The organism is Lentzea xinjiangensis, from assembly GCF_900110955.1.
GTDB classification, from domain to species: domain Bacteria; phylum Actinomycetota; class Actinomycetes; order Mycobacteriales; family Pseudonocardiaceae; genus Lentzea; species Lentzea xinjiangensis.
Genome location: NZ_FOFR01000004.1, coordinates 9,290 through 35,269, shown reverse-complemented (window position 1 = coordinate 35,269; position 25,980 = coordinate 9,290). Strand labels below are relative to the sequence as shown.

The window sequence follows — 25,980 nt, the reverse complement described above, 5'->3', positions numbered from 1 at the left end:
GCGCTGAGCAGCGGCAGCTCGTAGCGGCGGGCGTGCGCGGCCCGCAGGTTGCCGATCATCTCCTTGGTCTCGAGGACCCGCCACGGCTTGCCGCGGCGGCGGTCGGACGCCGTCCGAACCGTCCAGAGGTGCTCACCGCAGGCGAGGGTCGACGAGCCGTCCTGCGCCGTGACCCGGTAGACGTCCTTCTCACCCTGCGGGTAGACGCCGAGCACCGGGGTCGGTTCGCCGTTGGAGCCGATGACGAGGTCACCGACCTGCAGCGAGCCGATCGGCCGGTAGCCGTCGGGGGTCAGGACGGGGGTGAAGATCGGCTGGGCGCGACCACGCATGTAGGCCAGCGGCGCGACCTCGATCGTGCCCGCCTGCGTGAGGCGCGGGATCGACTCCGGGTCGACCATGTCGTGCAGCGCGTCGTAGAGCGGGCGCAGGTACGGGTCGATCTTCTCGTAGAGCGTGCCGGGCAGGTAGCCGAGCCGCTCGCCGGCCTCGACGGCCGGGCGGGTCAGGATGATCCGGTTGACCTGCTTGGCCTGCAGCGCCTGCACGGCCTTGGCCATGGCGAGGTAGGTCTTGCCGGTGCCGGCGGGGCCGATGCCGAAGACGATGGTGTTCTTGTCGATCGCATCGACGTAGTGCTTCTGGTTCAGCGTCTTCGGCCGGATCGTGCGGCCCCGGCGGCTGATGATGTCGAGGCTCAGCACGTCGGCGGGTGACTCCGCCTCGTTCGCGCTCAGCATCGCGACGATGCGGCGCACGGTGTGCTGGTCGATGGCCTGGCCGCGGCTCGCGAGGGTGACGAGCTCGGTGAAGACGCGTTCGGCGAAGGCCACGTCGGCGGGGTCGCCGGACAAGGTGATCTCGTTCCCGCGCACGTGGACGTCGGCGTCGAGCAGCTCCTCGGCGAGCCGGAGGTTCTCGTCGCGCGACCCCAGCAGGCTGAGCACCGCGCCATCGGGCACGGCGAACCGGGACTGACCTTCCTTGTTGCTCTGCTGTGTTTCCTCGGCCACGTGGCCCCGGCCTGCTTCCTGTCGCTCGGATCTGATGACGTCGATGCTAGTCCGGCCGAAAATGAGTGGCTACCGGATTGCTCACCGTGTGTGCTCATGGCCTGTGGAGATTCGCAGGCTTGGTGCCGGGGACATACCCGAGTGCATGAAACTCGTCACTGACCGCGGTTGGAGCTGGCCGCCCGCGCAGTGGGAGATGTTGCTGGCCCTCGGCCCCGGCTACGGCGCCTTCGACGAGACCGGGCTGCTCGGCACGACCCTGGTCACGCCGTACTCCGAAATGCAGGCGATCAGCGGCGTTCTGGTCGGTTCGTGGGCCGGTCGGCGGGGCGTCGCGAGCGCGTTGGTGTCCCATGTGCTGGATACCGGTCCGTCGGTGCTGTACGCGACCGAGATGGGTGAGCCGCTGTACGAGCGGTTCGGCTTTCACCCGGTCGGGCGTGCCTCGGCGCACCACGGCGAACTCGCGGGCGCGGCGACCGGGGTGACGCGGCCTGCAACGCCCGATGACCTGCCCGCGGTGGTGGCGATGGACCGAGCTGCGAGCGGGTTCACGCGGGAGGCGTTCTGGGCGCACGTGTTCGGTCCGTCCTCCTCGTACACGCCCTACATCGCGAACGACGGCTTCGTCTGCACGCGCCGCATCGATGAGATGTTGGTCATCGGTCCGCTCGTGGCGCCGAATGCCTCGGCGGCGTGCGACATCATCGTGGACGTGGCCGCCGGTGCCGGACGGGTCCGCGTGGACGTGACCGGCCAGGACGTCGCGAAGTTCCTGCTCAGCAGGGGTTTCGAAGTGCGCGGCGGCTGCACGCTGATGGTGCGCGGCGTCGAGGACGTCGGCGGGGACCGTGCGCGGTACTTCGCGCCCGCGTCGCTCGCGCTGGGATGATCGGGGGACTGCGGTGGAACTGCGACGGCTCGGGCTGGACGACATCCCCGCGTGCTCCGACCTGGCGGAAAGCCGGTCGTGGGCGCGCGAGGAGAAGAAGTGGGAGTTCCTGCTCGCGCACGGCGAGGGCTGGGGGCTGTTCGACGAGCAGGGCCTCGTCGGCACGACGATCTCGACCCGCTACCCGGAGCTCGCGTCGATCAGCATGGTGCTGGTCGCGGACCGCGCCGCGCGCCGCGGTCACGCCCGGCGCCTGGTGTCGCACGTGCTGGACTCGGGTGTCTCGACGTTGTTCGCGACGGACATGGGGCGGCCGCTGTACGAGCAGCTGGGCTTCCACGCCGTCGGCTTCACCGACATCCACACGGGCACCTTCACGGGGCCGCCGGCGGGTGCGTCGCGCCTCGCGACGGCGGCCGACCTCGATGACGTCGTCGCCCTGGACACCAAGGTCACCGGCATCACCCGGCCGTACCTGTGGGAGTCGTTGCTCGCGATGGGCGGCATCCGCATCTCCGGGCGCGGTGTCGCCGGCACGTGGCAGGTCCGCGAGCAGCGGATGCTCATCGGCCCGGTCATCGCGGACACCGAGGCCGACGCGTGCGCGCTCATCGCCGACTGCGCGGCCGGCGTCCCCAGCGTGCGCGTCGACGTGCACGACCCCGGGGTGATCGCGTTCGTCCGCGCGCACGGGCTGGAGTCGTGGGGCGAGGCCACCTGGATGGTCAGGGGCGCCGAGGAGCTGCCCGGTGACCGCGCCCGCTACCGCGCTCCCCTGCTGCAGGCCCTGGGCTAGAGGCGCCGGCCGCCCAGCAGGTGCAGGTGGGCGTGGAAGACCTCCTGCCCGCTGTCCGGTCCGGTGTTGAACAGCAGCCGGTAGCCGCTCTCCGCGACGCCTTCCGCCTCGGCGACCTCCTTCGCGGCGGCGAAGAGGTCGCCGAGCCGGTCGCCGCCGAGGTCGACGGCGTCCGGCACGTGCTCGCGCGGGATCAGCAGCACGTGCACCGGTGCCTTGGGCTGGATGTCGCGGAAGGCGAGCGTCGTCTCGGTCTCGTGCACGATCGTCGCGGGAACCTCACCGCCGGCGATCCGGCAGAACAAGCAGGACATGCCCCCAGCTAAGCGAAGATGGCGTCGAGCTGCTCGTCGACGGCCTCGACCAGGTCGCTGGCCGTCAGCTCGTCCGGCCCGAGCCCGTGGTGGATGTTGAGCCCGTCGACCAGCGCGACGAGCCGCCGCGCCGCCTTCGCCGGGACCACGCCCTCCCGCAGCTCACCGGCTTCCCCGGCGGCGACGAGCACGCGCTCGATCCCGCTGTACAGCTCACGCGTGCCGCGGCGCTCCAGCTCGTGCAACGACGGCTCGACCAGCGCCCTCGGCAGGAACGACAGCAACACCGCCGCCTCGACCCGGCGTTCGTCGTCCAGCGCCAGCAGCTCGTGCGCGAGGGCCCTCACCAGCTCCCGGTTGCCGGCCGAGGTGTCGATCTTCGCCAGCCGCGCGAGGAACCGCCGGTACGCGAGCTCCATCGCGAAGCCCAGCAACGCGTCCTGCGTGGGGAAGTAGTGGCGCAGCGACCCGCTCGACCACCCGGACTCGGCCGCGACGGCGCGCACCGACGCGTGGTCGATGCCGTCGCGCCGCACAATGCGCCAGACCGCCTCGGCGAGCTCGCGGCGGCGTCGCTCGTGGTCGACAACCTTCGGCACGGGCCCCTTTCTAGCAGCCGCGCGCCAGCCTGCCGACCGCCGCGCGGCACCGCTCCCACGCCGCGGTGCCGGGCGTGATGAGGTCCATGTGCCCGGCGCCCTCGACCACGACGAGCTCGGCCTGCGGCTCGGCCGCGCAGAACTCGGCGGACTGCGCCACGGGAACGTCCTCGTCGCGGTCGCCGTGCACGCACACCACCGGCTTGCCGATGGGCACCAGGGCGGCCGGTGAGGCCTCCGCGAACTGCTCCTCCGAGCACAGCTCCAACGCCCTGGCGGTGATGTGCCGGGAGAAGTCGAGGACCGCCGCCTGCGCCACGGCCCCCACCACTCGGGGGCTGTGCTTGGCCGCCCACACGGCAAGATGTCCTCCGGCGCTGTGGCCGAGCGTCACGACGGGCCCGATGTCGACGGCCTCGATGGCGGCGAGCACGTCTTCCCCGGTCTGCGGCCATCCTCCACCGCCGCCGACGCGCCGGTATTCCACGTTCCAGACGACGAACCCGTCCGCCACGAGAACGTCCGCCAGCGGCCGGCCGAGCTCCAGCCCATAACGCTGATGCCAAAAACCACCGTGAATGACGACAACAGCACCCTGAGTCGCCCCTTCGGGCACATATAGCTCACCGAACTGACTGGGGTGGTCACCGTAAGCAATCCGCTGCACCCCCAAAAAGTACGGGACGCACCAAAAGGCCGCCCGTCATGTCAAGAAGGAACGGAACCGCGCCGGCCGAATCAGCAAGGGCTCACCGGCCTCGAAGGCCGGACGGCAGGGCGCCGGGGTGGGTTTCGGGGCTCGGCGCCGGAAAACCGAAGGGGCCCAACCCAAAAGAAGGCGCCTCGCGGTCCGAAGCCTGGGGGTCGCTTCGCCGCGAGGCGCCGACGCCGGACCGAGGGGGGAGGTGTCCGGCGAGTCCTTGTGGTCAGAAGGGCTTAATCGTCTGCTCCGCTTCCGGATAGACCAATCGGCCCCTCTGCAAACCAGGGTAACCCCATCCGCCTGCGATTCGCTACAACTTGCGTCAAGCCAATCCATCCGATGTTCATCTTCGAAGTCAGCGGGGTCACCACCGGGCAGTGAGTACCCCAATGGCGCCGAGTGCAACCGCGGCTGCGGTGGACGCACGGAGAACGGTTGGGCCCAATCGGACAACCCGTGCGCCCGAAGATCGCAGAACATCGAGTTCCTCGGGGGAAATTCCCCCTTCGGGACCTACGACGAGCAGCACATCTCCTTCGGAAGGCAGCTCGACATCGGCGAGACGCTCGGTCGCGCTCTCGTGCAACACGAGCGTGAGCGCCGACGACGACACGCGATGAGCGAGCTGTTTGGTCGACACGGGCTCGTCGACGAAAGGCACTCTCGAACGCCGTGCCTGCTTCGCCGCCTCACGCACCGTGGACCGCCAACGACCCAGCGCTTTCGCGCCGCGCGGGCCGTCCTCCCACTTCGCCACGCACCGGGCGGCGCGCCACGGCAGCACGCCGTCCACGCCGGCCTCGGTGGCCAGTTCGACGGCGAGCTCGCCGCGGTCGCCCTTCACAAGCGCCTGGGCCAGGACGACGCGCGGTGTCGGCGCGGGCTCCTCCGCGCGGTCGAGCACGCGCAGCGACAGCGCGTCGCGCTCGACCGCGACCACGCGGCAACGCGCCAGCACCCCGGACCCGTCGGCCAGCACCAGTTCCTCGCCCACGCGCAGGCGCTTGACCGTCGCGGCGTGCCGGCCTTCCGGTCCGTCCAGCACGAACTCCTCGCCCGGCGGGAGCGCCGGGACGAGGAAGACCGGCAGGGTCACCGGTGGCCGCGGGAAGCACGCAGCCGCGAGAACAACCCGCCGCCGCCCTTGCCGTTGTGCGAGAGCGAGGGCTCGTTCTCGCCGCGCATCTCGGCCAGGTCGCGCAGCAACGCGGTCTGCGCGGCGTCGAGCTTGGTCGGCACGACGACCTCGAGGTGCACGTGCAGGTCGCCGCGGCCGTCGATGCGGCCGGTGGAGCGCAGCTTCGGCATGCCGCGGCCGGTCAGGACGAGCTGCGTGTTCGGCTGCGTGCCGGGGTCGATCTGCAGCTCTTCCTCGCCGTCCAGGGTCTTCAGCGGCAGGGTCGCGCCGAGCGCGGCCGTCGTCATCGGGATCTGCACGACGCAGTGCAGGTCGGCGCCGTCGCGTTCGAAGATCTCGTGCGGCTGCTCCTCCACCTCGACGTAGAGGTCGCCGGCCGGGCCGCCGCCGGGGCCGACCTCGCCCTGGCCCGCGAGGCGCACGCGCATGCCCTCGGCGACGCCGGCGGGGATGTTCACCGAGATGGTGCGGCGCGACCGCGTGCGGCCGTCGCCCGCGCACTGCTGGCACGGGTCGGGGATGATCTCACCGAAGCCGCGGCACACCGGGCAGGGCCGCGACGTCACGACCTGGCCGAGGAACGAGCGCTGCACCGACTGGACCTCACCGCGCCCGTGGCAGGTGTCGCACTGGACCGGCTTGGAGTTGTTCTGGGTGCCGGCGCCGTGGCAGCGGTCGCAGAGGATCGCCGTGTCGACGGTCAGCTCGCGGGTGGCGCCCGCCGCGCACTCCTCCAGCGTCATCTCGAGCCGGATGAGCGCGTCGGAACCGGGCTGCACCCGGCTGCGCGGACCGCGGCCGCTGCCGGACGTGGCGCCGAAGAAGGCGTCCATGATGTCGCCGAGACCGAAGCCCGCGAACGGGTCGCCGCCCGCGCGACCGCCGCCGCCCGAGTCGAGCGGGTCGCCACCCAGGTCGACGATGCGGCGCTTCTCGGGGTTCGACAACACCTCGTAGGCGGCCGTGACCTCCTTGAAGCGGGCCTCCTCGTTGGGATTGACGTCCGGGTGCAGCTGCCTCGCGAGCTTGCGATAGGCGCGCTTGATCTCATCCTGTGTCGCGTTCTGCGAAACACCGAGGATGCCGTAGTAATCCCTGGCCACCTGATTCGCTTTCGTTTTCATTTCAGCAAAGTTCCTGGTTCAACGACCGGTCAGGATCTCACCGACGTAGTTGGCGACCGCGCGCACGGCCGCCATGGTCCCGGGGTAGTCCATGCGGGTCGGTCCGACGACGCCGAGGCCGCCGAGCGGATTGTCGCGGCTGCCGTACCCGATGGACACCACGGAAGTGCTGCGCATCTCAGCAGCCTCGTTCTCCTCGCCGATGCGCACCAGCACGCGACCGGGGTCGCGGGAGGCGGCGAGGAGCTTGAGCACGACGACCTGTTCCTCGAGCGCCTCCAGCACCTGTCGCAGCGAGCCGGGGAAGTCGGTGATGTTGCGGGTGAGGTTCGCGGTGCCGCCGAGCACCAGCCGTTCCTCCGGGTGCTCGACCAGCGTCTCGATCAGCACCGTGGCGACCCTCAGCATCGGGTCGCGCAGGTTCGACGGGACCTCGTCCGGCAGTTCGGCCACCTTGGCGGAGGCCTCGGCGAGGCGCTGGCCCGCCATCGCCTGGTTCAGCACGCCGCGCAGCTGCGCCGTGTGCTCCTCGCTGATCACGTCGCCCAGCTCGACGATCCGCTGGTCGACGCGGCCGGTGTCGGTGATCAGCACCAGCATCAGCCGCGACGGCGTGATCGGCAGCACCTCCAGGTGCCGCACGGCGGCGCGGGACAGGGTCGGCACCTGGATCACCGCGACCTGCCTGGTGAGCTGCGCGAGCAGCCGCACGCTGCGGCGCATCACGTCGTCCAGGTCGAGCGCCCCGTCGAGGAAGCTGCGGATGGCCCGCTTCTCCGCCGGGGAGAGCGGCTTGACCTCGCTCAGCTTGTCGACGAAGAGCCGGTAGCCCTTGTCCGTCGGCACCCGCCCCGCGGACGTGTGCGGCTGGGCGATGTAGCCCTCGTCCTCCAGCGCGGCCATGTCGTTGCGCACGGTCGCGCTCGACACACCCAGGTTGTGCCGTTCCACCAGGGCCTTCGACCCGACGGGCTCCTGGTTGGACACGTAGTCGGCGACGATGGCGCGCAGCACCTCGAACCGACGTTCATCGGCGTTCATCGCTGTTCACCTCCGTGTCCACTGTTCCCGAGTTTACCCAGGCCGATTCCTGCCTGGTGCCAGCTCCGGAGTCGTGCGCGATCCGGGCTCCAGGTTTTTGTCGGTGGTGCTCGCTAGGGTCCGGACCGTGGCGGAGGACGGGCGCAGGCACCTGTCGGTGGTGCGGGACGGCGAGCCGCCGCCGACGCCGGGCAGGGCGTGCCTGGTGCACAGCGGCGGCGAGTGGTGGAAGGGCGCGGTGAGGTGGGAAGGGACCCGCCGGGAGGACGGGCTGTGGTGGGGCGAGGTGACCTACCTCAGGGACGGTCGGGAGGTCGTCGAGGTGCGCAGCCAGCACGACCTGCGCGCACGCTGACCCAAGGCACGCCGATTCAGGGCACGCCGATTCAGGGCACGCCGATTCAGGGCAGCAGCCGCCGGACCACGGCGTCGGCGAGCAGCCGGCCGCGGGCGGTCAGCACGCACCGGTCGGCGAGCGGTTCGAGCAGGCCGTCCGCCATCGCGGACCGGGCCTCGGCACGCCCGGCGTCGTCGAGCACGTCCATCGGCAGTCCCTCGGCGAGCCGGAGCTCCAGCAGCACCCGCTCCACCCGCCGGTCCTCCTCCGACAGCACCTCGCGACCCGCCGCGGGCGACCTGCCCTCGGCGAGGACCGACGAGTACCTCGCGGGGTGCTTCACGTTCCAGAACCGCACGCCGCCGACGTGGCTGTGCGCGCCGGGCCCGAAGCCCCACCAGTCGGCGCCCTTCCAGTACAGGACGTTGTGCCGGCAGCGGGCGGCTTCGGACGTGGCCCAGTTCGACACCTCGTACCAGGAGAACCCGGCGCCGCCGAGCACCGAGTCGACCATCTCGTACGACGACGCCAGCACGTCGTCGTCCGGCATCGGCAGGTCACCGCGGCGGATCCGCCGCGCCAGCCCGGTGCCGTCCTCCACGATCAGCGCGTAGGCGGACACGTGGTCGACGCCGGCCTCCAGCACGGCCTCCAGCGACGCGGCCAGGTCGGCGGGCCGCTCCCCCGGCGTGCCGTAGATCAGGTCGAGGTTCACGTGGCCGAACCCGACCTTGCGGGCCTCACGCGCCGCGTCGACGGGGCGGCCCGGCGTGTGCCTGCGGTCCAGCACGGCCAGCACGTGCCGTGCCGTGGACTGCATGCCGAGGGACACGCGGGTGTAGCCGGCGGACCGGATGCCCTCGAAGAACTCGACGGACGTCGACTCCGGGTTCGACTCCGTCGTCACCTCGGCGCCGGGGGCGAGGCCGAACGACTGGCGGACCGCGTCCAGCACGTCGGTCAGGCCGGAGGCACCGAGCAGCGACGGGGTGCCTCCCCCCACGAACACCGTTTCGGCCTGCACCGGAGTCCCGAGCACCGCGGCGGCGAGGTCGAGCTCGCGGCGCAGGCCCTCCAGCCACGAGGCAGGCGACGCGGACGACCCCAGCTCGCCGGGCGTGTAGGTGTTGAAGTCGCAGTAACCGCAGCGGGTCGCGCAGAACGGCACGTGCACGTAGACGCCGAAGGGGCGGGAGCCGACACCGGCCAGAGCGGACGCGGGGAGGGAACCGTCGGCGGGCGCGGGCTCGCCTTCGGGCAGAGCGGAGGGCATGACTCCCAGTGTTCCCTACCCGGCCCGAATGGCGGTGTTCAGCCGAGGGAAGTATCTGTCGGTGACAGAGTTATCACTGAGTGAAACCGGTCCGCGATGTCAACTTCTCCTCGGAGATCCCAGCATGCGGTTGGCGGTGGACCATGCTCTGGACGCGAGGCACACTGAGGCCATGCCTTCGACTGGAGTCCGCCTCGTGGCCCGCCGCCACGTCGACTTCCGTCGTGTCTCCAGCGCGATGTGCCGTCGTTCGGCCTGACCGCGCGCTGATTTGTTCCCGTCGGCGCCCGGCGCGCTGACGACGCCCCCACCACAAGCACCTCCGGGCTCGCACGCGCACCGAGCGCCTCGAATCCCCGGAGGATGGCGATGGTCCCGCCGCAGACGTCACCGCGCGCCAAGCAGCGTCGCGGCGAGGGGCAGTGGGCGCTCGGGTACCGAGAGCCGCTGAACCCCAACGAGCGGAGCAAGAAGGACGACAACCCGCTCAACGTCCGCGCCCGCATCGAGAACATCTACGCCCACGGCGGTTTCGACTCGATCGACCCGGCCGACCTGCGTGGCCGGTTCCGCTGGTACGGCCTCTACACGCAGCGCAAGCCCGGCATCGACGGCGGCCGCACGGCCACGCTGGAGCCGGAGGAGCTGGACGACGAGTACTTCATGATGCGCGTCCGCAGCGACGGCGGTGCGCTGACGACGCACCAGCTCAAGGTCCTCGGCGAGATCTCGCAGACCTACGCCCGCGACACCGCCGACATCACCGACCGGCAGAACATCCAGTACCACTGGATCCGGATCGAGGACGTGCCCACGATCTGGCAGCGGCTCGAAGCCGTCGGCCTGACGACGATGGAGGCGTGCGGCGACAGCCCCCGCGTCATCCTCGGCTCCCCGGTCGCGGGCATCTCCGAGGACGAGGTCGTCGACGGCCAACCGGCGATCGACACGATCCTCGAGCGCTACATCGGCGACCCGCGGTTCTCCAACCTGCCGCGCAAGTTCAAGACCGCGATCTCCGGCCTGCAGGACGTCGCGCACGAGATCCACGACGTCGCGTTCGTCGGCGTGCACCACCCCGAGCACGGGCCCGGCTTCGACCTCTGGGTCGGCGGCGGCCTGTCCACGAACCCCATGCTGGGCAAGCGGCTGGGCGCCTGGGTGCCGCTCGACGAGGTGCCCGACGTGTGGGAGGCGGTCATCAGCGTCTTCCGCGACTACGGCTACCGGCGCCTGCGCCACCGCGCGCGCATCAAGTTCCTCGTCGCCGACTGGGGCCCGGAGAAGTTCCGGCAGGTCGTGGAGGACGAGTACCTCAAGCGCAAGATGATCGACGGGCCCGCGCCGGAGGTCCTCGACCAGCAGCTCGACCACATCGGCGTGCACAAGCAGAAGGACGGCCTGCACTACGTCGGCGCCGCGCCGGTCGCGGGCCGCGTGTCCGGCTCGATCCTCGTCGAGGTGGCGAAGGCCGCCGAACGGGCGGGGTCGCGGCGCGTCCGGTTCACGCCGCAGCAGAAGATCATCGTGCTCGACGTCGCCGAGGCCGAGGTTCCGGCGCTCAAGAGCGACCTCGCGAAGCTCGGCCTGCAGGTCGACCCGTCGCCGTGGCGGCGGGGGATCATGGCCTGCACCGGCATCGAGTTCTGCAAGCTCGCGATCGTCGAGACCAAGGCCCGTGCGCTCGACCTCGTCACGCAGCTCGAGGCGAACCTCAAGGACATCGTCGACGGCGTCACGGCGCCGATCACCGTGCACATCAACGGCTGCCCCAACTCCTGCGCCCGCATCCAGACCGCGGACATCGGGCTGAAGGGCCAGATCGTCACCGACGACCAGGGCAACCAGGTCGAGGGCTTCCAGGTGCACCTCGGCGGCGGCCTGGGCCTCGACGCGGGCTTCGGCCGGAAGCTGCGCGGCCACAAGGTGACCGCGGACGAGCTGCCCGAGTACGTCGAGCGCGTGGTGCGCAACTTCGTCGCCCAGCGCGAGACCGACGAGCGCTTCGCCCAGTGGGTCGCCCGTGCGGAAGAGGGTTCGCTGCGATGAGCGCCAGCCGACGTACGTCTCTCAGCGGAGGCCGCGATGAGTGAAAGAGCGACGCCCTTCTACTGCCCCTACTGCGGTGACGAGGACCTCCGGCCGCAGGAGGAACCGAGCTACGCGTGGCTGTGCACCGGGTGCCGCCGCGTCTTCAAGGTCTCGTTCGTCGGGCTCAACCTGCCGCAGGAGGTGAAGAAGTGAGCGACCTCAAGGAAGACCTCAAGATCGTCGCCGAGGCGGCCGAGCGGGAGCTGGGGGACGCCACGGCGATCGAGGCCCTGGAGTGGACCGCGCGGACGTTCGGCGACAGCTACATCGTCGCCTCCAACATGCAGGACGCGGTGCTGATCGACCTCGCCGCGAAGGTGAAGCCGGACTTCGACGTGCTGTTCCTGGAGACGGGCTACCACTTCCCGGAGACCATCGGCGTGCGCGACGCCGTCGGGGTCGTCTACCCGGAGGTGCGCATCGTCAACGCCGCCGCCGAGCAGTCGGTGGAGGACCAGGAGCGCGAGTTCGGCCTGCTGTACCAGTCGGATCCGGCCAAGTGCTGCAACCTGCGCAAGGTCGTGCCGCTGCGCCGCGAGCTCGCGAAGTACGACGCCTGGGTCACCGGCGTGCGCCGCGTGGACGCGCCGACCAGGGCGAACACCCCGATCGTGCAGTGGGACGACCGCAACGGCCTGGTGAAGATCAACCCGATCGCGCCGTGGACCGACGACGAGTTCAACGCCTACATCCGCGAGAAGGGCATCCTCGAAAACCTGTTGGTGCAGGAGGGGTACCCCTCGATCGGGTGCCTGCCGTGCACCGCGAAGCCGTTGCCGGGGCAGGACGCCCGCAGCGGCCGGTGGGCAGGCCAGGCCAAGACGGAATGCGGGTTGCACGGATGACTCTCGCACTGGACACCCTGGGACGCCTGGAATCCGAGGCGATCCACATCTTCCGCGAGGTCGCGGGCGAGTTCGACCGGCCGGTGATCCTCTTCTCCGGCGGCAAGGACTCGACGCTGCTGCTGCACCTCGCGATCAAGGCGTTCTACCCGGCGCCCGTGCCGTTCCCGCTGCTGCACGTCGACACCGGGCACAACTTCGACGAGGTCATCGAGTTCCGCGACCGCGTCGTCGCGCGGCACGGCCTGCGCCTGGAGGTCGCGAAGGTCCAGGACTGGATCGACGACGGCCGCCTGGAGGAACGCCCGGACGGCACGCGCAACCCGTTGCAGACCGTGCCGCTGCTGGACTCCATCACGCAGCACAGGTTCGACGCGGTCTTCGGCGGCGGCCGCCGCGACGAGGAGCGCGCCCGCGCCAAGGAGCGGATCTTCAGCCTGCGCACGGCGTTCGGCCAGTGGGACCCGAAGCGCCAGCGCCCCGAGCTGTGGAACCTCTACAACGGCCGGCACCGCGCCGGTGAGCACGTCCGCGTGTTCCCGCTGTCGAACTGGACCGAGCTCGACGTCTGGCACTACATCGAGCGCGAGGGCATCGAGCTGCCGGACATCTACTACGCGCACGAGCGCGAGGTGTTCCTGCGCGACGGCATGTGGCTCGCCGAGGGGCCGTGGGGCACGGCGCGCGCCGGGGAGACGTTGCAGCGCAAGACGGTTCGCTACCGCACGGTCGGCGACGGCTCCTGCACGGGTGCCGTCGAGTCCGACGCCGCCGACATCCACGCGGTGATCGCCGAGGTCGCCGCGTCCCGGCTGACCGAGCGCGGCGCCACGCGGGCCGACGACAGGCTGTCCGAGGCCGCCATGGAAGACCGCAAGCGGGAGGGCTACTTCTAAATGAGCGACCTGTTGAGGTTGGCCACCGCGGGCAGCGTGGACGACGGCAAGTCCACGCTCGTCGGCAGGCTGCTCTACGACACCAAGTCGGTGCTGGCGGACACGCTCGACGCCGTGCACCGCGCGAGCGCCGACCGCGGCCTCGCGACACCGGACCTGTCGCTGCTGGTCGACGGCCTGCGCTCGGAGCGCGAGCAGGGCATCACGATCGACGTGGCGTACCGCTACTTCGCCACCCCCAAGCGGTCGTTCGTGCTCGCGGACACCCCCGGCCACGTGCAGTACACCCGCAACACGGTCACGGGCGCCTCGACGGCGCAGCTCGCCGTGCTGCTGGTCGACGCGCGCAAGGGCGTCATCGAGCAGACCCGCCGCCACGCCGCGGTTCTCGCGCTGCTGGGCGTGCCGCGGCTTGTGCTGGCGGTCAACAAGATCGACCTCGTGGACTACGACGAGGTGACGTTCTCCCGCATCGCCAAGGAGTTCACCGCGCACGCCACCGCGCTCGGCTACACCGAGGACGCGGTCGTGGAGATCCCGGTCTCGGCGCTCGCCGGTGACAACGTCGTGGACAAGTCCGCGAACACGCCGTGGTACTCCGGCCCGACCCTGCTGGAGCACCTGGAGAACGTGCCGGTCGAGCCGGACCCGCATGACGCGCCGTTCCGGTTCCCCGTGCAGTACGTCATCCGGCCGCGCACCGCGGAGCACCTCGACTACCGGGGCTATGCCGGTCTGGTCGCGGCGGGCACGGTGAAGCCGGGCGACGAGGTCGTGGTGCTGCCGTCGGGCCGCCGCTCGACGGTCACGAAGATCGACACGGCGGACGGCGAACTGGCGGAGGCGGCGGCCGGCCAGTCCGTGACGCTGCTGCTGGCCGACGACATCGACATCTCGCGCGGCGACCTGATCTCGGTGGCGGGCAACGAACCCAAGGTCACCGACGAGCTCGACGCCACGCTCTGCTGGCTCGCGGAGAAGCCCCTCCGCACCGGCGCCAGGGTGCTCGTCAAGCACGGCACGCGCACCGTGCAGGCGGTGGTCACCGAGCTGTGCGACCGCTTCGACGAGCAGAAACTGTCCAGTGTGGACATTCCGAGCTCGTTGGAGCTCAACGAGATCGGCCGAGTGGCTCTGCGCCTGGCAGAGCCCGTTCCGCTGGACGACTACAGCTTCAGCCGGCGCACCGGGTCCTTCCTGGTGATCGACGCGAGCGATGGTTCCACGCTCGCCGCCGGGCTGGTCGGGGCTCCGCTGCCGTTGCTGGAGAACGGCGTGGAGAGCTGTAGCGGGGGTGGCGAGAACGCCACCCCGGACAACCACGCCCTCGTCTCCCCCGGTCCCTGAAAGGCCACCGCCCCGTGAACCTCAAGCCCGCCATCGCCGCCGCACTGATCGCACTGACCGCACTGTCCGGGTGCAGCCGCGCCGGGACCGCGGAGACACCCGCCGCCCAGTCGAAGGGCGCCGCCGCCGAAGTCCGCCTCGGCTACTTCCCGAACGTCACGCACGCCGCCGCGCTGATCGGTGTCGAGAAGGAGCTGTTCAAGTCCGAGCTCGGCGGCACCAAGCTCACCACCCAGACGTTCAACGCCGGCCCCGACGAGGTCAACGCGCTGCTGGGCGAGTCACTCGACATCGGCTACATCGGTTCCGGGCCCGCCATCAACGCGTACTCGAAGTCCAAGGGCGAGACCGTGCGGCTGATCGCCGGGGCCACGTCCGGGGGTGCGCAGCTCGTGACCAAGCCCGAGATCAGCTCGATCGAGGACCTCAAGGGCAAGACCATCGCGACGCCGCAGCTCGGCAACACCCAGGACGTCGCGCTGAAGAAGTACCTGGCGGAGAAGGGCCTCACCGGCCAGGTCACCGTCACCAACGTGGAGAACGCCGCGTCGCTCGACCTGTTCAAGAAGGGCGACATCGCCGCCACGTGGTCGCCGCAGCCGTGGTCGGCGCGCATCGTCGCCGAGGCGGGCGGCAAGGTGCTGCTGGACGAGAAGACGCTGTGGGAGGGCGGCAGCTTCCCGACCACGGTGATCATCGTGCGGACGAAGTTCCTCCAGGAGCACCCGGAGACGGTCGAGGCCGTGCTCAAGGGCCACGTCGCGGCCATCGACTGGGCCAAGGCGAACTCCGGCGACGCGAAGAAGACGGTCAACGCCGCGCTGGAGAAGCTCACGTCCAAGAAGCTCGGCGACAAGATCCTCGACGCCGCCTGGGACAACATCGAGCTGACCACCGACGCGCAGGCCAAGCACTTCCCGCAGCTCGCGAAGGACGCCGTGACGGCGGGCGTGGCCAAGGAGGCCGCTGACGTCGCCGGGTACGCCGACTTCACGCTGCTGAACAAGGTTCTCCAGGCACAGGGCAAGCCGCAGGTGCAAGCAGCCGGACTGGACCAGAAGTAACCTCCGAGGGGACACGGACATGACCGCCACGCTCGAGACCACTGCTCAGTCCACTGTGGATGTCGCCGTCGAACTGACCGGCGTCCGCAAGGTGTTCGGCCACGGCAGCTCGGCCGTGGTGGCGCTCGACGGCGTCGACCTCAAGGTCGAGCCGGGTGAGTTCGTCTGCCTGCTCGGGGCGTCCGGCTGCGGCAAGAGCACGCTGCTGAACATCGTCGCCGGCCTCGACGGCGCGACGTCCGGTGAGCTGCGGCTCACCACGTCGCGCCCGGCCGTGATGTTCCAGGAGCCCGCGCTCATGCCGTGGCTCACCGCCCAGCGCAACGTGGAGCTGGCGCTGCGCTTCGCCGGCGTCGGCCGTCCCGCGCGCAAGCGCCGTGCGCTGGAGCTGCTGGAACTGGTGCGGCTCGGCGACGTCGCGGACAAGCGGCCGCACGAGCTCTCCGGCGGTATGCGCCAGCGCGTGGCTCTGGCCCGCGCGCTGGCGTCGACCACCGTCTCGGCCGACGGCGCTCCCGCCCTGCTGCTGATGGACGAACCGTTCGCGGCCCTCGACGCGATCACGCGTGACGTGCTGCAGAGCGAGCTCGTGCGGGTGTGGGAGACCACGAACACCGCGATCATCTTCGTGACGCACGACGTGCGCGAGGCCGTGCGCCTGGGTCAGCGCGTCGTGCTGCTGTCCTCGCGTCCCGGCCGCGTCGTGCGCGAGTGGGACGTCACGGACTCCTCCGACGAGGTCCTCGACGAGATCAACACCGAGCTGCGAGAGGTCATCAGTGGCCACGCCTCCTGACACGCTCGACAAGGTCGGCGCCGGCCTCGACGCCCTCGACGTGCCGATCGAGGCGCACCGACCACCGTTGTGGCGCCGTTTCCTGAAGACCGGCGTGCCACCGATCATCGCGTTCGCAGTGCTGCTGGGCGTGTGGCAGGCATTGTGGGCGTCGGCGGTCCTGCCGGAGTTCCAGCTACCCGCACCGGTGGACGTGTGGGACGAGCTCGTGCGGTCGGTCGGCTCCGGCGAGGCGTTCGGCATCCTGTGGACCTCGTTGCACCGCGCGGTGTTCGGGTTCATCGCGGCGGTGCTGATCGCGACGCCGCTCGGGTTGCTGATCGCCAAGGTGCGGGTGGTCCGCGCGGCGATCGGGTCGCTGCTGACCGGCCTGCAGTCGCTTCCGTCGGTGGCGTGGGTCCCGGCGGCGATCCTGTGGTTCGGCGTGACGCCGTCGACGATCTACTTCGTCGTGCTGATGGGGTCCGTGCCGTCCATCGCCAACGGCCTGGTGGCGGGCATCGACCAGATCCCGCCGCTGCTGCCCCGCGTCGGACGGGCGCTGGGCGCCGGCCGGCTGGCGTCCGCGCGGCACATCCTGCTGCCCGCCGCCCTGCCCGGCTACCTCGCCGGCCTGAAGCAGGGCTGGGCGTTCTCCTGGCGGTCGCTGATGGCCGCGGAGATCATCGCGACCTCGCCCCAGCTCGGCACCGGCCTGGGCCAGTACCTGCACAACGGCTCGTCGCTCAACGACATCAACATGGTGATCGCGGCGATCTTCCTGATCCTGCTGGTGGGCATCGGGATCGAGCTGCTGCTGTTCCGCCCGCTGGAGCGCGCCGTGCTGCGCGCCCGCGGACTGACGGGAGCGCTGTGACCTCCCTCGTCGCCGTCGCGCACGGCAGCCGCGACCCCCGCTCGGCCGCGTCGGTGCACGCGTTGCTGGACGTGGTGCGCTCCCTGCGCCCCGAACTGGACGTCCGCGGCTGCTTCCTGGACCTCTGCGCGCCCCGGCTGAGCGACGTCCTGCGCGGCCCATCGGTCGTCGTACCCTTGTTGCTGGGCAGGGCTTTTCACGCACGGGTCGACGTGCCGGCCGCCGTCGCCGAGACGCGGGTACCCGCGATCGTCTCCGACGTGCTGGGCCCGGACCCGCGGCTTGAGTCCGCCGCGCTGCGCAGGCTTTCCGAGGCCGGGGTGTCGTTCGGAGACCGGTCCCTGGGCGTGGTGCTGGCCGGCGCCGGGTCGTCGCACGGCCCGGCGAACGAGGCCGTGGCGGAGGTCGCGCGGCGCTGGAGCCGGGAGTCGGGCTGGGCCGGTGCCGAGGCGGCGTTCGCCTCGATCGCCTCGCCGTCCGTGCCCGAGGCGATCGAGCGGCTGAAGGCCCGCGGGGCCACCCGGATCGCCGTCGCGTCCTGGTTCCTGGCACCCGGCCTGCTGCCGGACAAGGTCGCCTCGCTGGCGGGAGACGCCGTCGTGGCGCGGCCGCTGGGTGACGACGTCGAGGTCGCGCAGCTCGTGCTGGACCGGTACGACGAGGCGCTGGCCCGGCAGTCGGTGGCCGCCTAGGCCTTCACCGGCCGATCGCCTCCTTCACCGTCACCCGAACAGGAATTGCCGTTTCTGCCTGGGATCCTGTTTGGATGCATATGTTCGTCGACGAGACCGAACGCGGCGGCCACCTGCTCGCCGCGACGCTCGTCGCTCCCGCCGCACTGCACTCGACCCGGTCGCTGATGCGCGGCCTTCTTCTGCCGGGCGAGCGGCGAGTGCACTTCAAATCCGAGAAGGACAGCCGCCGCAAGTACATCGTGTCGCGCATCGTCGAGCGCGGCCTTGAGGTCATCGTGCTGTCGAGCAGTGAGAAGGGCGATCGCGCGAGAGCCGTCCTGCTGGAACGGCTGGTGGTGGAGGCGATCGAGCGTGGGGTGAGCAGACTCGTCCTCGACTCGCGCGATCATGCGAGCAACGGACGCGACCGCGGGGTGCTCGCCCGCACGAAGGCACGCGATGCGGGCATCGTCTACGAACACATCCAGTCGTCCGCCGAACCGGCACTCTGGGTGAGTGACGCCGTCGCGTGGTGTTCAGGCGCTGGCGGCGACTGGAGGCGCCGAATCGGACCTGTCGTGACCCGCATCGAGCCCTGAACAGCGCGAAGCCCAGGCAGCAACCGTCCGGAAGCGCACCTGGGCTCACTTCCTCCACCTAGTGGCGGAGGCTATGACAACAGCCTAGCACATTTGACCCCAACCGCTGCCACCCCGGTGCGCCGTTCAGGCGATGTGCGACGCGAACCGTTGACGTGAAACCTACTCATGAGTAGTCACATGACTACGCCGCGCGCTGGAGATGTCCCTCGTCCACCCAACGGGGAGAGGCCATGAAGCTAGCCGCAATCACCGCAGCCGCACTGGTGCCGGTGCTGGTGTTCGCCACCACCGCGTCAGCCGCGGCACCGCAGACCGTCACGTACAAGCTCCGCGCGAGCGCCGTCGGGCAGACGACGGACTTCACGCTCGACCAGGGCGTCGACGCCGCCGCGCCGGCGGGTGTCGCGCCGAACGGCACCGTCGCCGTCACCATCGACCCCGCCCCCAACACGATTCCGTCCGAGGCGGGCGGCCGACAGGTGCGGGAGATCAAGGGTCTCGCGCTCAGGCTGCCGGTGCCCGCCAACTCGACGTTCCGCTCCGCGAGCCTGTCCGGCGGCTCCGGGCTCGGTGGCACGCCGACGATCGCCCTGCAGGGCAGCGACGTCGTGCTGAACGTGCCCGGTCCGATCAAGGGCGGCGCGGCCTTCGAGCTGCCGACCGTCACGATCGGCCTCCAGGCCGGCGCCTCCGGCACGATCACCACGAAGCTGGGCGGCACCGGCTACGACGCGCCCGGCCTCACCTTCACCGCCGTCGTCGCCGTGCTCGGCTTCCCGGTCAACGCCGCGGCGAAGGGCTACCCGGACCCCAGCCCCGTCCTGACGACCACGACCATCGGCTGACTCCGGTGCCCCACCCCCTGCCGGGCATCAGGAGGTAGCAGCGGTCATCGTGGCGAGCGTCGTGCGCAGGTCTTCCAGCGAGACCTGCGCACGACGCGGTTCGGCCACTCGTGCTGCGCGGCCCAGTCCGCGATCCCGTCGGTCAGCGCCAGGTACACCGGCTGCGTCGACGCGGGGTCCGGCTAAGGTCGGCGCATGGCAGACGAGCTGGTCCATTACGAGGTGCGGCGTGGCATCGCGACGATCACGCTGGACTCCCCCCACAACCGCAACGCCCTGTCCGCGCAGCTGCGCCGGGAGCTGCGCGAGCACCTGACGGCGGCGGCGGGTGACGACCAGGTGCGGGTGGTCGTGCTGACCCACACGGGCACCGTGTTCTGCTCCGGCATGGACCTCAAGGAGGCCGCCGGCGCGAGCGCGGGGAACCAGGGCGTCAACGAGTTCCCCGCGATCCTCGAACAGCTGTGGACCAGCCCGAAGCCGGTCGTGGCCGCGCTGAAGGGCCCGGCACGCGCGGGCGGCGTCGGCATCGTCGCGGCCTGCGACATCGCGATCGCCGCGAACGAGGCGACGTTCGCGTTCAGCGAGGTGCGGATCGGCGTCGTGCCCGCGGTCATCTCGGTGACCGTGCTGCCGCGCCTGCTGCCCCGCCAGGCGCACGAGCTGTTCCTCACCGGCGAGACCTTCGACGCGCGGCGCGCCGTCGAGATCGGCCTGCTCAACTCCGCCGTGCCCGTCGACGGCGTCGACGCCGAGGTCCGCCGCTACGCGGACATGCTCGCCCTGGGCGCGCCCGGCGCGCTGGCCGCCACCAAGGAGATGCTGCGACAGGAGCGCTCCGCGAACCTCGGCGAGGTCTTCGCGGACATGCTGGAGCTGTCGGCCCGGCACTTCGGCGGACCGGAGGGCCAGGAGGGCATCGCGGCGTTCAAGGAGAAGCGCAGGCCGTCGTGGGTCCCGGCCGGGGACTGAGGGCTAGAACCAGCCGCTGCACTCGATCACGCCCTGCGAGGACCCGCAGGCGCGCATCACCTTGCCGTCGTTCTTGAACGCGTCGGTGTACTTCGCGGTGCCCGAGTCGATGCGCGTGTACCCGAGGAACCCCTCGTGCTCGCCCGCCGAGGGGTCCTTGCGGTCCGTCCAGATCTCCTCGCCGGGCGTGCCGTGGGAGATGCGGCCCCACGCGCACTTCGACTCGTTCGACGCGCGCAGCTCGATCACCCGGCTGTTCTGCATCGTCACCGGGTTGTCGCCGTCGGCGGTGTCGAACGGCGTGAAGGCCTTCTCCTGCGAGCAGCCGGAATCACCGGCGAACGACACGGCCGGGCAGAGCGCCCCGACGACCAGCACGACGCCGAATGCACAGCGCACCCGGCGGAATTGCGTTCCCATGGAGCAGAACTGTCCACTCCGGACCGCGAAGGCGCAGTGCACGTCACCGTTCTGCGCGAATCACGCGCAATGTGCGGTCACCTGATCCAGCGGTCCGCTTCGCGGCGTCCCGCAGCACCTCGGCGACGGAGGCGTCCAGGTCGGCGGGCACGACCAGCACGTACTCGCCCTCGGGCAACCACGAGAGGTCGCTCAGGCTGTCGTGCAGGGCGTCCAGGTTCTGCCCGAACCAGTCGGGGAAGTCCAGGGCCTGCGCAATGGCCGCGATGGCGGCCTTCTTCTCTGAAACGAGAATGTGCCGTTTCACTTCGTCACGTCCACGACCACGAACGTCGAATAGTGGTCACCGGTGTAGAAGACTTCTCTTTCCGACCCGGTGACGAGCCGGCGCGCCCCCCGGTCCTGACTGCCGGGCGTCGGCACGGTGTACTCCTTGTAGTACCCGGAGTTCTTGACGGGCAGCCGCTTCTCGCGGTTCTGGAACGTCACGCCGTCGTTGCGCGGGTACGGGAACGGGCCGTTGGCCTCGATCAGCTCCCACGTCCGGCCGGCCTCGGCGGGCAGCTTCGACAACGCCTCGACGGTCAGCCCCGACGCGGCGCCGGGCACCGCCGACGCGGACTCGGTGACCAACGGCTTCGTGATCCCGGGGGGCGCGCCGGACGTGCTGTCCTTGACGAACCACCCGATGACGACGAGGGCGAGCAGCCCGACCAGTGCGACGGTCAGGCGACGACCAGGACTCACGCAGCGACCTTCTCGGGCTCGGGCTCGGGTTCGGACTCAGGAGCCGACGCCGGGTTCTTCGCGCCCCAGTCGGCCACGCGGTCGATCAGCCGCGCCACCCCCAGGCAGAGCGGTAGCACCACGGCCATCACGACGGGGAACTGCACGGCGACGGGCAGCTGCACCACCCACAGCTCGACCCCGTCCCACCACTGCACCAGCCACTCCACCTGCCCCACCCTAGTCTCGTGACCGGTGTCACGGCATTCGGCCAGGCGCACGCCGGGTACGTTGCGAACCATGTTCGCCGTTTACGCAGCAGAACCCAGTCCCGAGAACCCGCTGGCCTCGCTCCGCGTCGGCGAGCGCCCCGACCCCGAGGTCCCCGCCGGGTGGGTGCGGGTCGCGGTCAAGGCGGCCAGCCTCAACATGCACGACCTGTGGACGTTGCGCGGGGTCGGCATCAAGGCCGAGCAGTTCCCGATGATCCTGGGCTGCGACGGCGCCGGCACCCTCGACGACGGCACCGAGGTGGTGCTGCACTCCGTCATCGGCGACCCGGACTGGGCCGGCGACGAGACGCTCGACCCGAAGCGCACGCTGCTCACCGAGAAGCACCAGGGCACGTTCGCGGACCACGTCGTCGTCCCCGCCCGCAACGCGCTGCCCAAGCCGGCGGACCTGACCTTCGCCGAGGCCGCCTGCATGGGCACGGCCTGGCTGACCGCGTACCGGATGCTGTTCGTGAAGTCCGGCCTGCGCCCCGGTCAGACGATGCTCGTGCAGGGCGCGTCGGGCGGTGTGTCGACGGCGCTGATCCAGCTCGGCCGCGCCGCCGGTTTCCGCGTGTGGGTCACCGGCCGTTCCGAGGACAAGCGCGCTCTCGCCACGGCGCTCGGTGCGCACGAGGTGTTCGAGTCGGGCGCCCGGCTGCCCGAACGGGTCGACGCGGTGTTCGAGACCGTCGGCAAGGCCACCTGGTCGCACTCGATGAAGGCGCTCAAGCCCGGCGGCATCGTGGTGATCTCCGGCGCGACGTCCGGTGACGCGTCGGCGGCCGAGCTGCAGCGGCTGTTCTTCCTGCAGCTGCGCGTGGTCGGCTCGACCATGGGCACCCGTGAGGAGCTGGGCGACCTGCTCCGGTTCTGCGCCCTCAGCGGGCTCAAGCCGCAGATCGGCGCGGAGCTCGCGTTCGAGGACGCCGAGCAGGGGTTCCGGGCGATGCTCGACGGCGAGACGGCCGGCAAGATCGTCTTCACCCGCTCGTAAACAGCACGATGTGCCAAAGATCGGTCTCCTGATTGGTGGGTCCGGCCAAAGCGCGTCACATTTGACGCGCATAGGTTCAGCCGGACCCACTTCATCGAGGGAGCTGAAGCATGAGCACGGCGCAGGGCGTCTTCCGGCGCAAGCCCATCGACCAGATCGCGGAGGACAGGAGCGACGGGCTCACCAGAACACTGGGCCTGTGGCAGCTCACGGCGATCGGCATCGGCGGCATCATCGGCGCGGGCATCTTCTCGCTCGCGGGCGCCGTCGCGAACAAGACGGCCGGCCCCGCCGTGCTGATCTCGTTCCTCGTGGCCGGCATCGCGAGCGCGGCGGCCGCGTTCTCCTACGCGGAGTTCGCGGGCCTGATCCCCAAGGCGGGCAGCGCCTACACCTACGGCTACGCGGTGCTCGGCGAGATCGTCGGCTGGTTCATCGGCTGGGACCTGCTGCTCGAGTACACCGCGATCGTGGCGGTGGTCGCCATCGGCATCTCCGGCTACTTCACCGAGCTGCTGAGCCTGCTGAACGTCCACCTGCCGCAGTGGATGCTGGGCGCGCCGGGCACCGAGACCGGTGACGTCGCCGCCGGCACGTACAAGGTGAACCTGTTCGCGGTGGTGCTGTGCCTGCTGATCGCGTACGTGCTGAACATGGGCATGAAGAACGCGGCCCGCTTCGAGACGACGCTGGTGTACCTGAAGATCGCGGTCGTGGCGCTGGTCATCGTCATCGGCGCGTTCCACATCGACACCGGCAACTACAACCCGTTCTTCCCGTTCGGCGTCTCGGGTGCGCTCACGGGCGCGGCGACGGTGTTCTTCGCGGTGTTCGGCTACGACGCCATGTCGACGGCGGCCGAGGAGTCGAAGGACTCCCAGCGGCACATGCCCAGGGCGATCATCTACTCGCTGGCGATCTCGATGGTCCTGTACGTGCTGGCCTGCCTGGTGCTCACCGGCATGGTGAACTACTCCGACGTCGACTCGGAGTCCGCGTTCGCCACGGCGTTCGCCGACATCGGCCTGCCCGCGCTGGGCATCGTCATCAGCGTCGGCGCGATCCTCGGCATCACGACGGTGCTCTTCACGTTCCTGCTGGGCGCGGCCCGCGTCGGCTACTCCATGAGCCGTGACGGGCTGCTCCCCCGGTGGTTCGCGAAGACGCACCCGGTGAAGCACGTCCCGTCGCGCATCACCTGGGTGCTGGGTGTCGCCTCCGCGGTCATCGCCGGGTTCCTGCCGATCGCCGAGGCCGCCGAGCTCACCAACATCGGCATCCTGCTGGCGTTCGTCGTCGTCTGCATCGCCGTGATCGTGCTGCGCTACAAGCAGCCGGACCTGCCGCGCACGTTCAAGACGCCGGGCATGCCGGTGGTGCCGATCATCGGCGTGATCTTCTCGCTCTGGCTGATCACGTTCCTCACGCCGGAGACCTGGCTGCGGTTCGGCGTCTGGTTCGCGATCGGCCTCGTCATCTACTTCGCGTACTCCAAGCGCCACTCCGTCATGGAGAAGCAGTCCAAGCGGTGACGATCCGGTCGAGGGTGGAGAGCGGCACCGCGCCGCTCCCCACCACCAGGTCGTGGAAGGCCCGGATGTCGAACCGGTCGCCCATCCTCGCCTCGGCCTCGGCGCGCAGGCGCTGGATCTCCAGGCGCCCCACCATGTACGCGAGGGCCTGCCCCGGCGTCTCGATGTACCTGTCGATCTCGGCGTTGATCTCGGGTTCCGGCATGACGGTGTTCTCGCGCAGGTAGTCGACGGCCTGCTGCCGCGTCCAGCCGAGCGCGTGCAGGCCCGTGTCGACCACGAGCCGACCGGCGCGCATCGCGTCGGTGCCCAGCATCCCGAGCCGTTGCTCGTCGGACGAGTACAGGCCCATCTCGTCGGCCAGCCGTTCGGTGTAGAGACCCCAGCCCTCCAGGTAGGCCTCGATGAACGCGAACCGGCGGATGTCGTGCATGTCGGTCTCGGCCGCGATCGAGAGCTGGTAGTGGTGGCCGGGGATCGCCTCGTGGAACGCCGTCACCTCGGACAGCGTGCGGCTGCGTTCGGTGGCGCCCAAGGGGTTCAGCCAGTACGTGCCGGGACGTGAGCCGTCCTGCGGCGCCGGCAGGTAGAACGCGATCGGTGCCGTCTTCCGTTCCTCCTCGGCGACGGGCCGCACCTCGCAGCCGACCTTCGGCATGCGGCTGAACCAGTTCGGTGCCTCGGCCTCGGCTCGCGCGATGGCCTCCACCGCGCTGGAGACCATCTGCTCCTCGTTGTCCCACAACAGTTCGGTGCGCAGCCGGCGGAAGATCTCCGGCACGTCCGAAGTGCCCCACACCCGTGAGCCGATCTCCGCGTACTCCTCGCGCAGCGACGCGATCAGGTCGAGCCCCAGCCGGTGCAACTCCTCGGGGGTGTGCGAGGTCGTCGTGTAGTTGCGGACCAGGTTCGCGTAGTTCTGCTCGCCCTCCGGCAGCCAGCACAGGCCCGGCTGGTCGTCGCCGCGGGCGTCCTCGACCGACGCCAACACGTCGCGGAACCCGGCGACGGCCGTGCGGATCTCGGTGGAGTGGTCGCCTTCCCACTCCTGCCTCTGCGAGGCGAGGAAGCTCTCCGTCCGCTGGATGCCGGTGTGGAGGTGGCGGCGCAACGGCTTGCGGTCGGAGTTGCGGATCCGCTCCCCTGCCTGGTCGATGTAGGGCGGGATCCGGTCGAGGCGCTGGGACACGTCGAGCTTCGACGCGATCAGGAGCAGGCTGTTCACCGGGGCGTTCATCCCGGTCGCGACGGTGTGCTCGACGAGCCTCGCGTCGATGCGGTCGACGATGGACCGGCCCTGGTGCTCGATCACGGCGAGGGTGACCGGGTCGTCGTCGCTGGTCTCGGCACGGCGCAGGATGTCGGCGATCCGCGACCGCAGGGCCTGCTCGCCCTCGACGCTCAGGTCCTCGACCTGGTCGTCCCAGCCCGGCAGCCCGTACATCGTCGCCCTGAACGGCTTCCTGTCCATGGCTGCCTGGAGCATCTCATCAGCGAGCGACATCAGACCCTTTCCGACCAAGCGACGACGAGGTTGCCGAGCGTGGACAACGGCATCGCGCCGTTGCGCAGCACGAGGTCATGGAACCCCTTGACGTCGAACCGGTCGCCCATGCTCGTCTCGGCCTCGGCCTCGGCGCGCAGGCGCTGGATCTCCAGGCGTCCCACCATGTACGCGAGGGCCTGCCCCGGCGACTCGATGTACCTGTCCACCTCGGAGCTGATCTCCGAATCAGACATCACGGTGTTCTCGCGCAGGTAGTCCACGGCCTGCTGCCGCGACCAGCCGAACGCGTGCAGACCCGTGTCGACCAC

The 25,980-nt window shown here is 70.4% G+C and carries 30 protein-coding genes and 1 pseudogene; 17 read left to right on the top strand and 14 right to left on the bottom strand.

Translation table 11 applies throughout. The annotated features are described in order from the left end of the window. Nucleotides 1-320 precede the first annotated feature (320 nt). Nucleotides 321-1,013: pseudogene (locus BMW88_RS43185) on the bottom strand (PhoH family protein); the annotation flags it as partial. A 145-nt stretch (nucleotides 1,014-1,158) separates the two neighbouring features. On the opposite strand from BMW88_RS43185, the gene BMW88_RS11870 reads away from it, so the two are divergent. Together BMW88_RS11870 and BMW88_RS11865 are read left to right on the top strand one after the other, a co-directional pair. Continuing rightward, a complete protein-coding gene (locus BMW88_RS11870; protein WP_089950740.1) occupies nucleotides 1,159-1,905 on the top strand; it encodes a GNAT family N-acetyltransferase in 747 nt (248 codons plus the stop codon). Nucleotides 1,906-1,918: 13 nt separating this feature from the next. Beyond that, the gene (locus BMW88_RS11865) at nucleotides 1,919-2,701 is read left to right on the top strand and encodes a GNAT family N-acetyltransferase (protein WP_177221061.1); all 783 of its coding nucleotides are present in this window, start codon (nucleotides 1,919-1,921) and stop codon (nucleotides 2,699-2,701) included. Here the strand turns inward: BMW88_RS11865 and BMW88_RS11860 are convergent. The 6 genes from BMW88_RS11860 to hrcA form a co-directional block, all read right to left on the bottom strand. Further along, entirely contained in the window at nucleotides 2,698-3,015 is a 318-nt protein-coding gene (locus BMW88_RS11860; protein ID WP_089950738.1) for a histidine triad nucleotide-binding protein, read from the bottom strand. The genes BMW88_RS11865 and BMW88_RS11860 overlap by 4 nt on opposite strands. A gap of 8 nt (nucleotides 3,016-3,023) precedes the next feature. Further along, nucleotides 3,024-3,614: a TetR/AcrR family transcriptional regulator gene (locus BMW88_RS11855; protein ID WP_089950737.1), complete on the bottom strand. Its 591-nt coding sequence runs from the start codon at nucleotides 3,612-3,614 to the stop codon at nucleotides 3,024-3,026. Between the two features lie 10 nt (nucleotides 3,615-3,624). After that, on the bottom strand, nucleotides 3,625-4,230 hold the full coding sequence (locus BMW88_RS11850) for an alpha/beta hydrolase family protein (protein WP_342715052.1): 606 nt from the start codon (nucleotides 4,228-4,230) through the stop codon (nucleotides 3,625-3,627). 451 nt (nucleotides 4,231-4,681) lie between these two features. Then, nucleotides 4,682-5,413 (bottom strand): 16S rRNA (uracil(1498)-N(3))-methyltransferase, encoded by a 732-nt coding sequence (locus tag BMW88_RS11845; protein ID WP_089950735.1) that lies wholly within the window; start codon nucleotides 5,411-5,413, stop codon nucleotides 4,682-4,684. Beyond that, the gene (dnaJ, locus tag BMW88_RS11840) at nucleotides 5,410-6,558 is read right to left on the bottom strand and encodes a molecular chaperone DnaJ (RefSeq protein ID WP_089950734.1); all 1,149 of its coding nucleotides are present in this window, start codon (nucleotides 6,556-6,558) and stop codon (nucleotides 5,410-5,412) included. Before dnaJ ends, BMW88_RS11845 begins: the two co-directional genes overlap by 4 nt. Before the next feature lie 39 nt (nucleotides 6,559-6,597). Further along, nucleotides 6,598-7,620 (bottom strand): heat-inducible transcriptional repressor HrcA, encoded by a 1,023-nt coding sequence (hrcA, locus tag BMW88_RS11835; RefSeq protein ID WP_089950733.1) that lies wholly within the window; start codon nucleotides 7,618-7,620, stop codon nucleotides 6,598-6,600. A gap of 127 nt (nucleotides 7,621-7,747) precedes the next feature. Here hrcA and BMW88_RS11830 point away from each other — a divergent pair, with 127 nt between their 5' ends. Then, on the top strand, nucleotides 7,748-7,975 hold the full coding sequence (locus BMW88_RS11830; protein ID WP_089950732.1) for a hypothetical protein: 228 nt from the start codon (nucleotides 7,748-7,750) through the stop codon (nucleotides 7,973-7,975). A 46-nt stretch (nucleotides 7,976-8,021) separates the two neighbouring features. Here the strand turns inward: BMW88_RS11830 and hemW are convergent, their stop codons facing one another. After that, nucleotides 8,022-9,230, bottom strand: a complete 1,209-nt coding sequence (gene hemW / locus BMW88_RS11825; RefSeq protein ID WP_089950731.1) for a radical SAM family heme chaperone HemW — start codon at nucleotides 9,228-9,230, stop codon at nucleotides 8,022-8,024. 369 nt (nucleotides 9,231-9,599) lie between these two features. Between hemW and BMW88_RS11820 the strand changes: the two genes are divergently transcribed. The 12 genes from BMW88_RS11820 to BMW88_RS11765 all read left to right on the top strand — a co-directional run bounded on the left by BMW88_RS11820 (nucleotide 9,600) and on the right by BMW88_RS11765 (nucleotide 20,218). Continuing rightward, on the top strand, nucleotides 9,600-11,279 hold the full coding sequence (locus BMW88_RS11820; RefSeq protein WP_089950730.1) for a nitrite/sulfite reductase: 1,680 nt from the start codon (nucleotides 9,600-9,602) through the stop codon (nucleotides 11,277-11,279). Nucleotides 11,280-11,315: 36 nt separating this feature from the next. After that, the gene (locus BMW88_RS11815) at nucleotides 11,316-11,474 is read left to right on the top strand and encodes a hypothetical protein (protein ID WP_030472080.1); all 159 of its coding nucleotides are present in this window, start codon (nucleotides 11,316-11,318) and stop codon (nucleotides 11,472-11,474) included. Beyond that, nucleotides 11,471-12,166: a phosphoadenylyl-sulfate reductase gene (locus BMW88_RS11810; protein ID WP_089950729.1), complete on the top strand. Its 696-nt coding sequence runs from the start codon at nucleotides 11,471-11,473 to the stop codon at nucleotides 12,164-12,166. Before BMW88_RS11815 ends, BMW88_RS11810 begins: the two co-directional genes overlap by 4 nt. Further along, a complete protein-coding gene (cysD, locus tag BMW88_RS11805) occupies nucleotides 12,163-13,062 on the top strand; it encodes a sulfate adenylyltransferase subunit CysD (protein WP_177221059.1) in 900 nt (299 codons plus the stop codon). Before BMW88_RS11810 ends, cysD begins: the two co-directional genes overlap by 4 nt. Then, a complete protein-coding gene (locus tag BMW88_RS11800; RefSeq protein WP_089950727.1) occupies nucleotides 13,063-14,409 on the top strand; it encodes a sulfate adenylyltransferase subunit 1 in 1,347 nt (448 codons plus the stop codon). Between the two features lie 14 nt (nucleotides 14,410-14,423). Next, nucleotides 14,424-15,473 (top strand): ABC transporter substrate-binding protein, encoded by a 1,050-nt coding sequence (locus BMW88_RS11795; RefSeq protein WP_089950726.1) that lies wholly within the window; start codon nucleotides 14,424-14,426, stop codon nucleotides 15,471-15,473. Nucleotides 15,474-15,492: 19 nt separating this feature from the next. Next, the gene (locus tag BMW88_RS11790; RefSeq protein ID WP_089950725.1) at nucleotides 15,493-16,269 is read left to right on the top strand and encodes an ABC transporter ATP-binding protein; all 777 of its coding nucleotides are present in this window, start codon (nucleotides 15,493-15,495) and stop codon (nucleotides 16,267-16,269) included. Beyond that, nucleotides 16,253-17,125, top strand: coding sequence for an ABC transporter permease (locus BMW88_RS11785; RefSeq protein WP_089950724.1), 873 nt, complete (start codon nucleotides 16,253-16,255; stop codon nucleotides 17,123-17,125). The genes BMW88_RS11790 and BMW88_RS11785 overlap by 17 nt, the downstream gene beginning before the upstream one ends. Next, nucleotides 17,122-17,817 (top strand): sirohydrochlorin chelatase, encoded by a 696-nt coding sequence (locus BMW88_RS11780; protein ID WP_089950723.1) that lies wholly within the window; start codon nucleotides 17,122-17,124, stop codon nucleotides 17,815-17,817. Before BMW88_RS11785 ends, BMW88_RS11780 begins: the two co-directional genes overlap by 4 nt. Nucleotides 17,818-17,891: 74 nt before the next feature. Then, on the top strand, nucleotides 17,892-18,398 hold the full coding sequence (locus tag BMW88_RS11775) for a hypothetical protein (RefSeq protein ID WP_143116037.1): 507 nt from the start codon (nucleotides 17,892-17,894) through the stop codon (nucleotides 18,396-18,398). 233 nt (nucleotides 18,399-18,631) lie between these two features. Beyond that, complete coding sequence (locus tag BMW88_RS11770; RefSeq protein ID WP_089950721.1) at nucleotides 18,632-19,246, top strand: hypothetical protein; 615 nt, start codon at nucleotides 18,632-18,634, stop codon at nucleotides 19,244-19,246. A 195-nt stretch (nucleotides 19,247-19,441) separates the two neighbouring features. Continuing rightward, on the top strand, nucleotides 19,442-20,218 hold the full coding sequence (locus tag BMW88_RS11765) for an enoyl-CoA hydratase-related protein (RefSeq protein ID WP_089950720.1): 777 nt from the start codon (nucleotides 19,442-19,444) through the stop codon (nucleotides 20,216-20,218). Between the two features lie 3 nt (nucleotides 20,219-20,221). Here the strand turns inward: BMW88_RS11765 and BMW88_RS11760 are convergent, their stop codons facing one another. From BMW88_RS11760 to BMW88_RS11745, 4 genes are read right to left on the bottom strand one after another with little or no spacing between them, the layout of a single operon-like run. Beyond that, nucleotides 20,222-20,638 (bottom strand): hypothetical protein, encoded by a 417-nt coding sequence (locus BMW88_RS11760; protein WP_143116036.1) that lies wholly within the window; start codon nucleotides 20,636-20,638, stop codon nucleotides 20,222-20,224. A 43-nt stretch (nucleotides 20,639-20,681) separates the two neighbouring features. Further along, the gene (locus BMW88_RS11755) at nucleotides 20,682-20,945 is read right to left on the bottom strand and encodes a barstar family protein (RefSeq protein ID WP_089950718.1); all 264 of its coding nucleotides are present in this window, start codon (nucleotides 20,943-20,945) and stop codon (nucleotides 20,682-20,684) included. Beyond that, the gene (locus BMW88_RS11750) at nucleotides 20,942-21,385 is read right to left on the bottom strand and encodes a guanyl-specific ribonuclease (protein WP_089950717.1); all 444 of its coding nucleotides are present in this window, start codon (nucleotides 21,383-21,385) and stop codon (nucleotides 20,942-20,944) included. The genes BMW88_RS11755 and BMW88_RS11750 overlap by 4 nt, the downstream gene beginning before the upstream one ends. Further along, nucleotides 21,382-21,594, bottom strand: a complete 213-nt coding sequence (locus BMW88_RS11745; RefSeq protein ID WP_089951074.1) for a hypothetical protein — start codon at nucleotides 21,592-21,594, stop codon at nucleotides 21,382-21,384. Before BMW88_RS11745 ends, BMW88_RS11750 begins: the two co-directional genes overlap by 4 nt. A gap of 70 nt (nucleotides 21,595-21,664) precedes the next feature. On the opposite strand from BMW88_RS11745, the gene BMW88_RS11740 reads away from it, so the two are divergent. Beyond that, on the top strand, nucleotides 21,665-22,633 hold the full coding sequence (locus tag BMW88_RS11740; protein ID WP_089950716.1) for a quinone oxidoreductase family protein: 969 nt from the start codon (nucleotides 21,665-21,667) through the stop codon (nucleotides 22,631-22,633). 110 nt (nucleotides 22,634-22,743) lie between these two features. Continuing rightward, nucleotides 22,744-24,165 (top strand): amino acid permease, encoded by a 1,422-nt coding sequence (locus BMW88_RS11735; RefSeq protein ID WP_089950715.1) that lies wholly within the window; start codon nucleotides 22,744-22,746, stop codon nucleotides 24,163-24,165. Here BMW88_RS11735 and BMW88_RS11730 read toward each other — a convergent pair. Continuing rightward, complete coding sequence (locus tag BMW88_RS11730) at nucleotides 24,140-25,669, bottom strand: DUF885 domain-containing protein (protein WP_089950714.1); 1,530 nt, start codon at nucleotides 25,667-25,669, stop codon at nucleotides 24,140-24,142. The two genes, BMW88_RS11735 and BMW88_RS11730, sit on opposite strands and share 26 nt — an antisense overlap. Further along, nucleotides 25,669-25,980: DUF885 family protein (locus BMW88_RS41785; RefSeq protein ID WP_177221058.1), on the bottom strand; the 312-nt coding region annotated here is incomplete at its 5' end. The genes BMW88_RS41785 and BMW88_RS11730, both read right to left, overlap by 1 nt.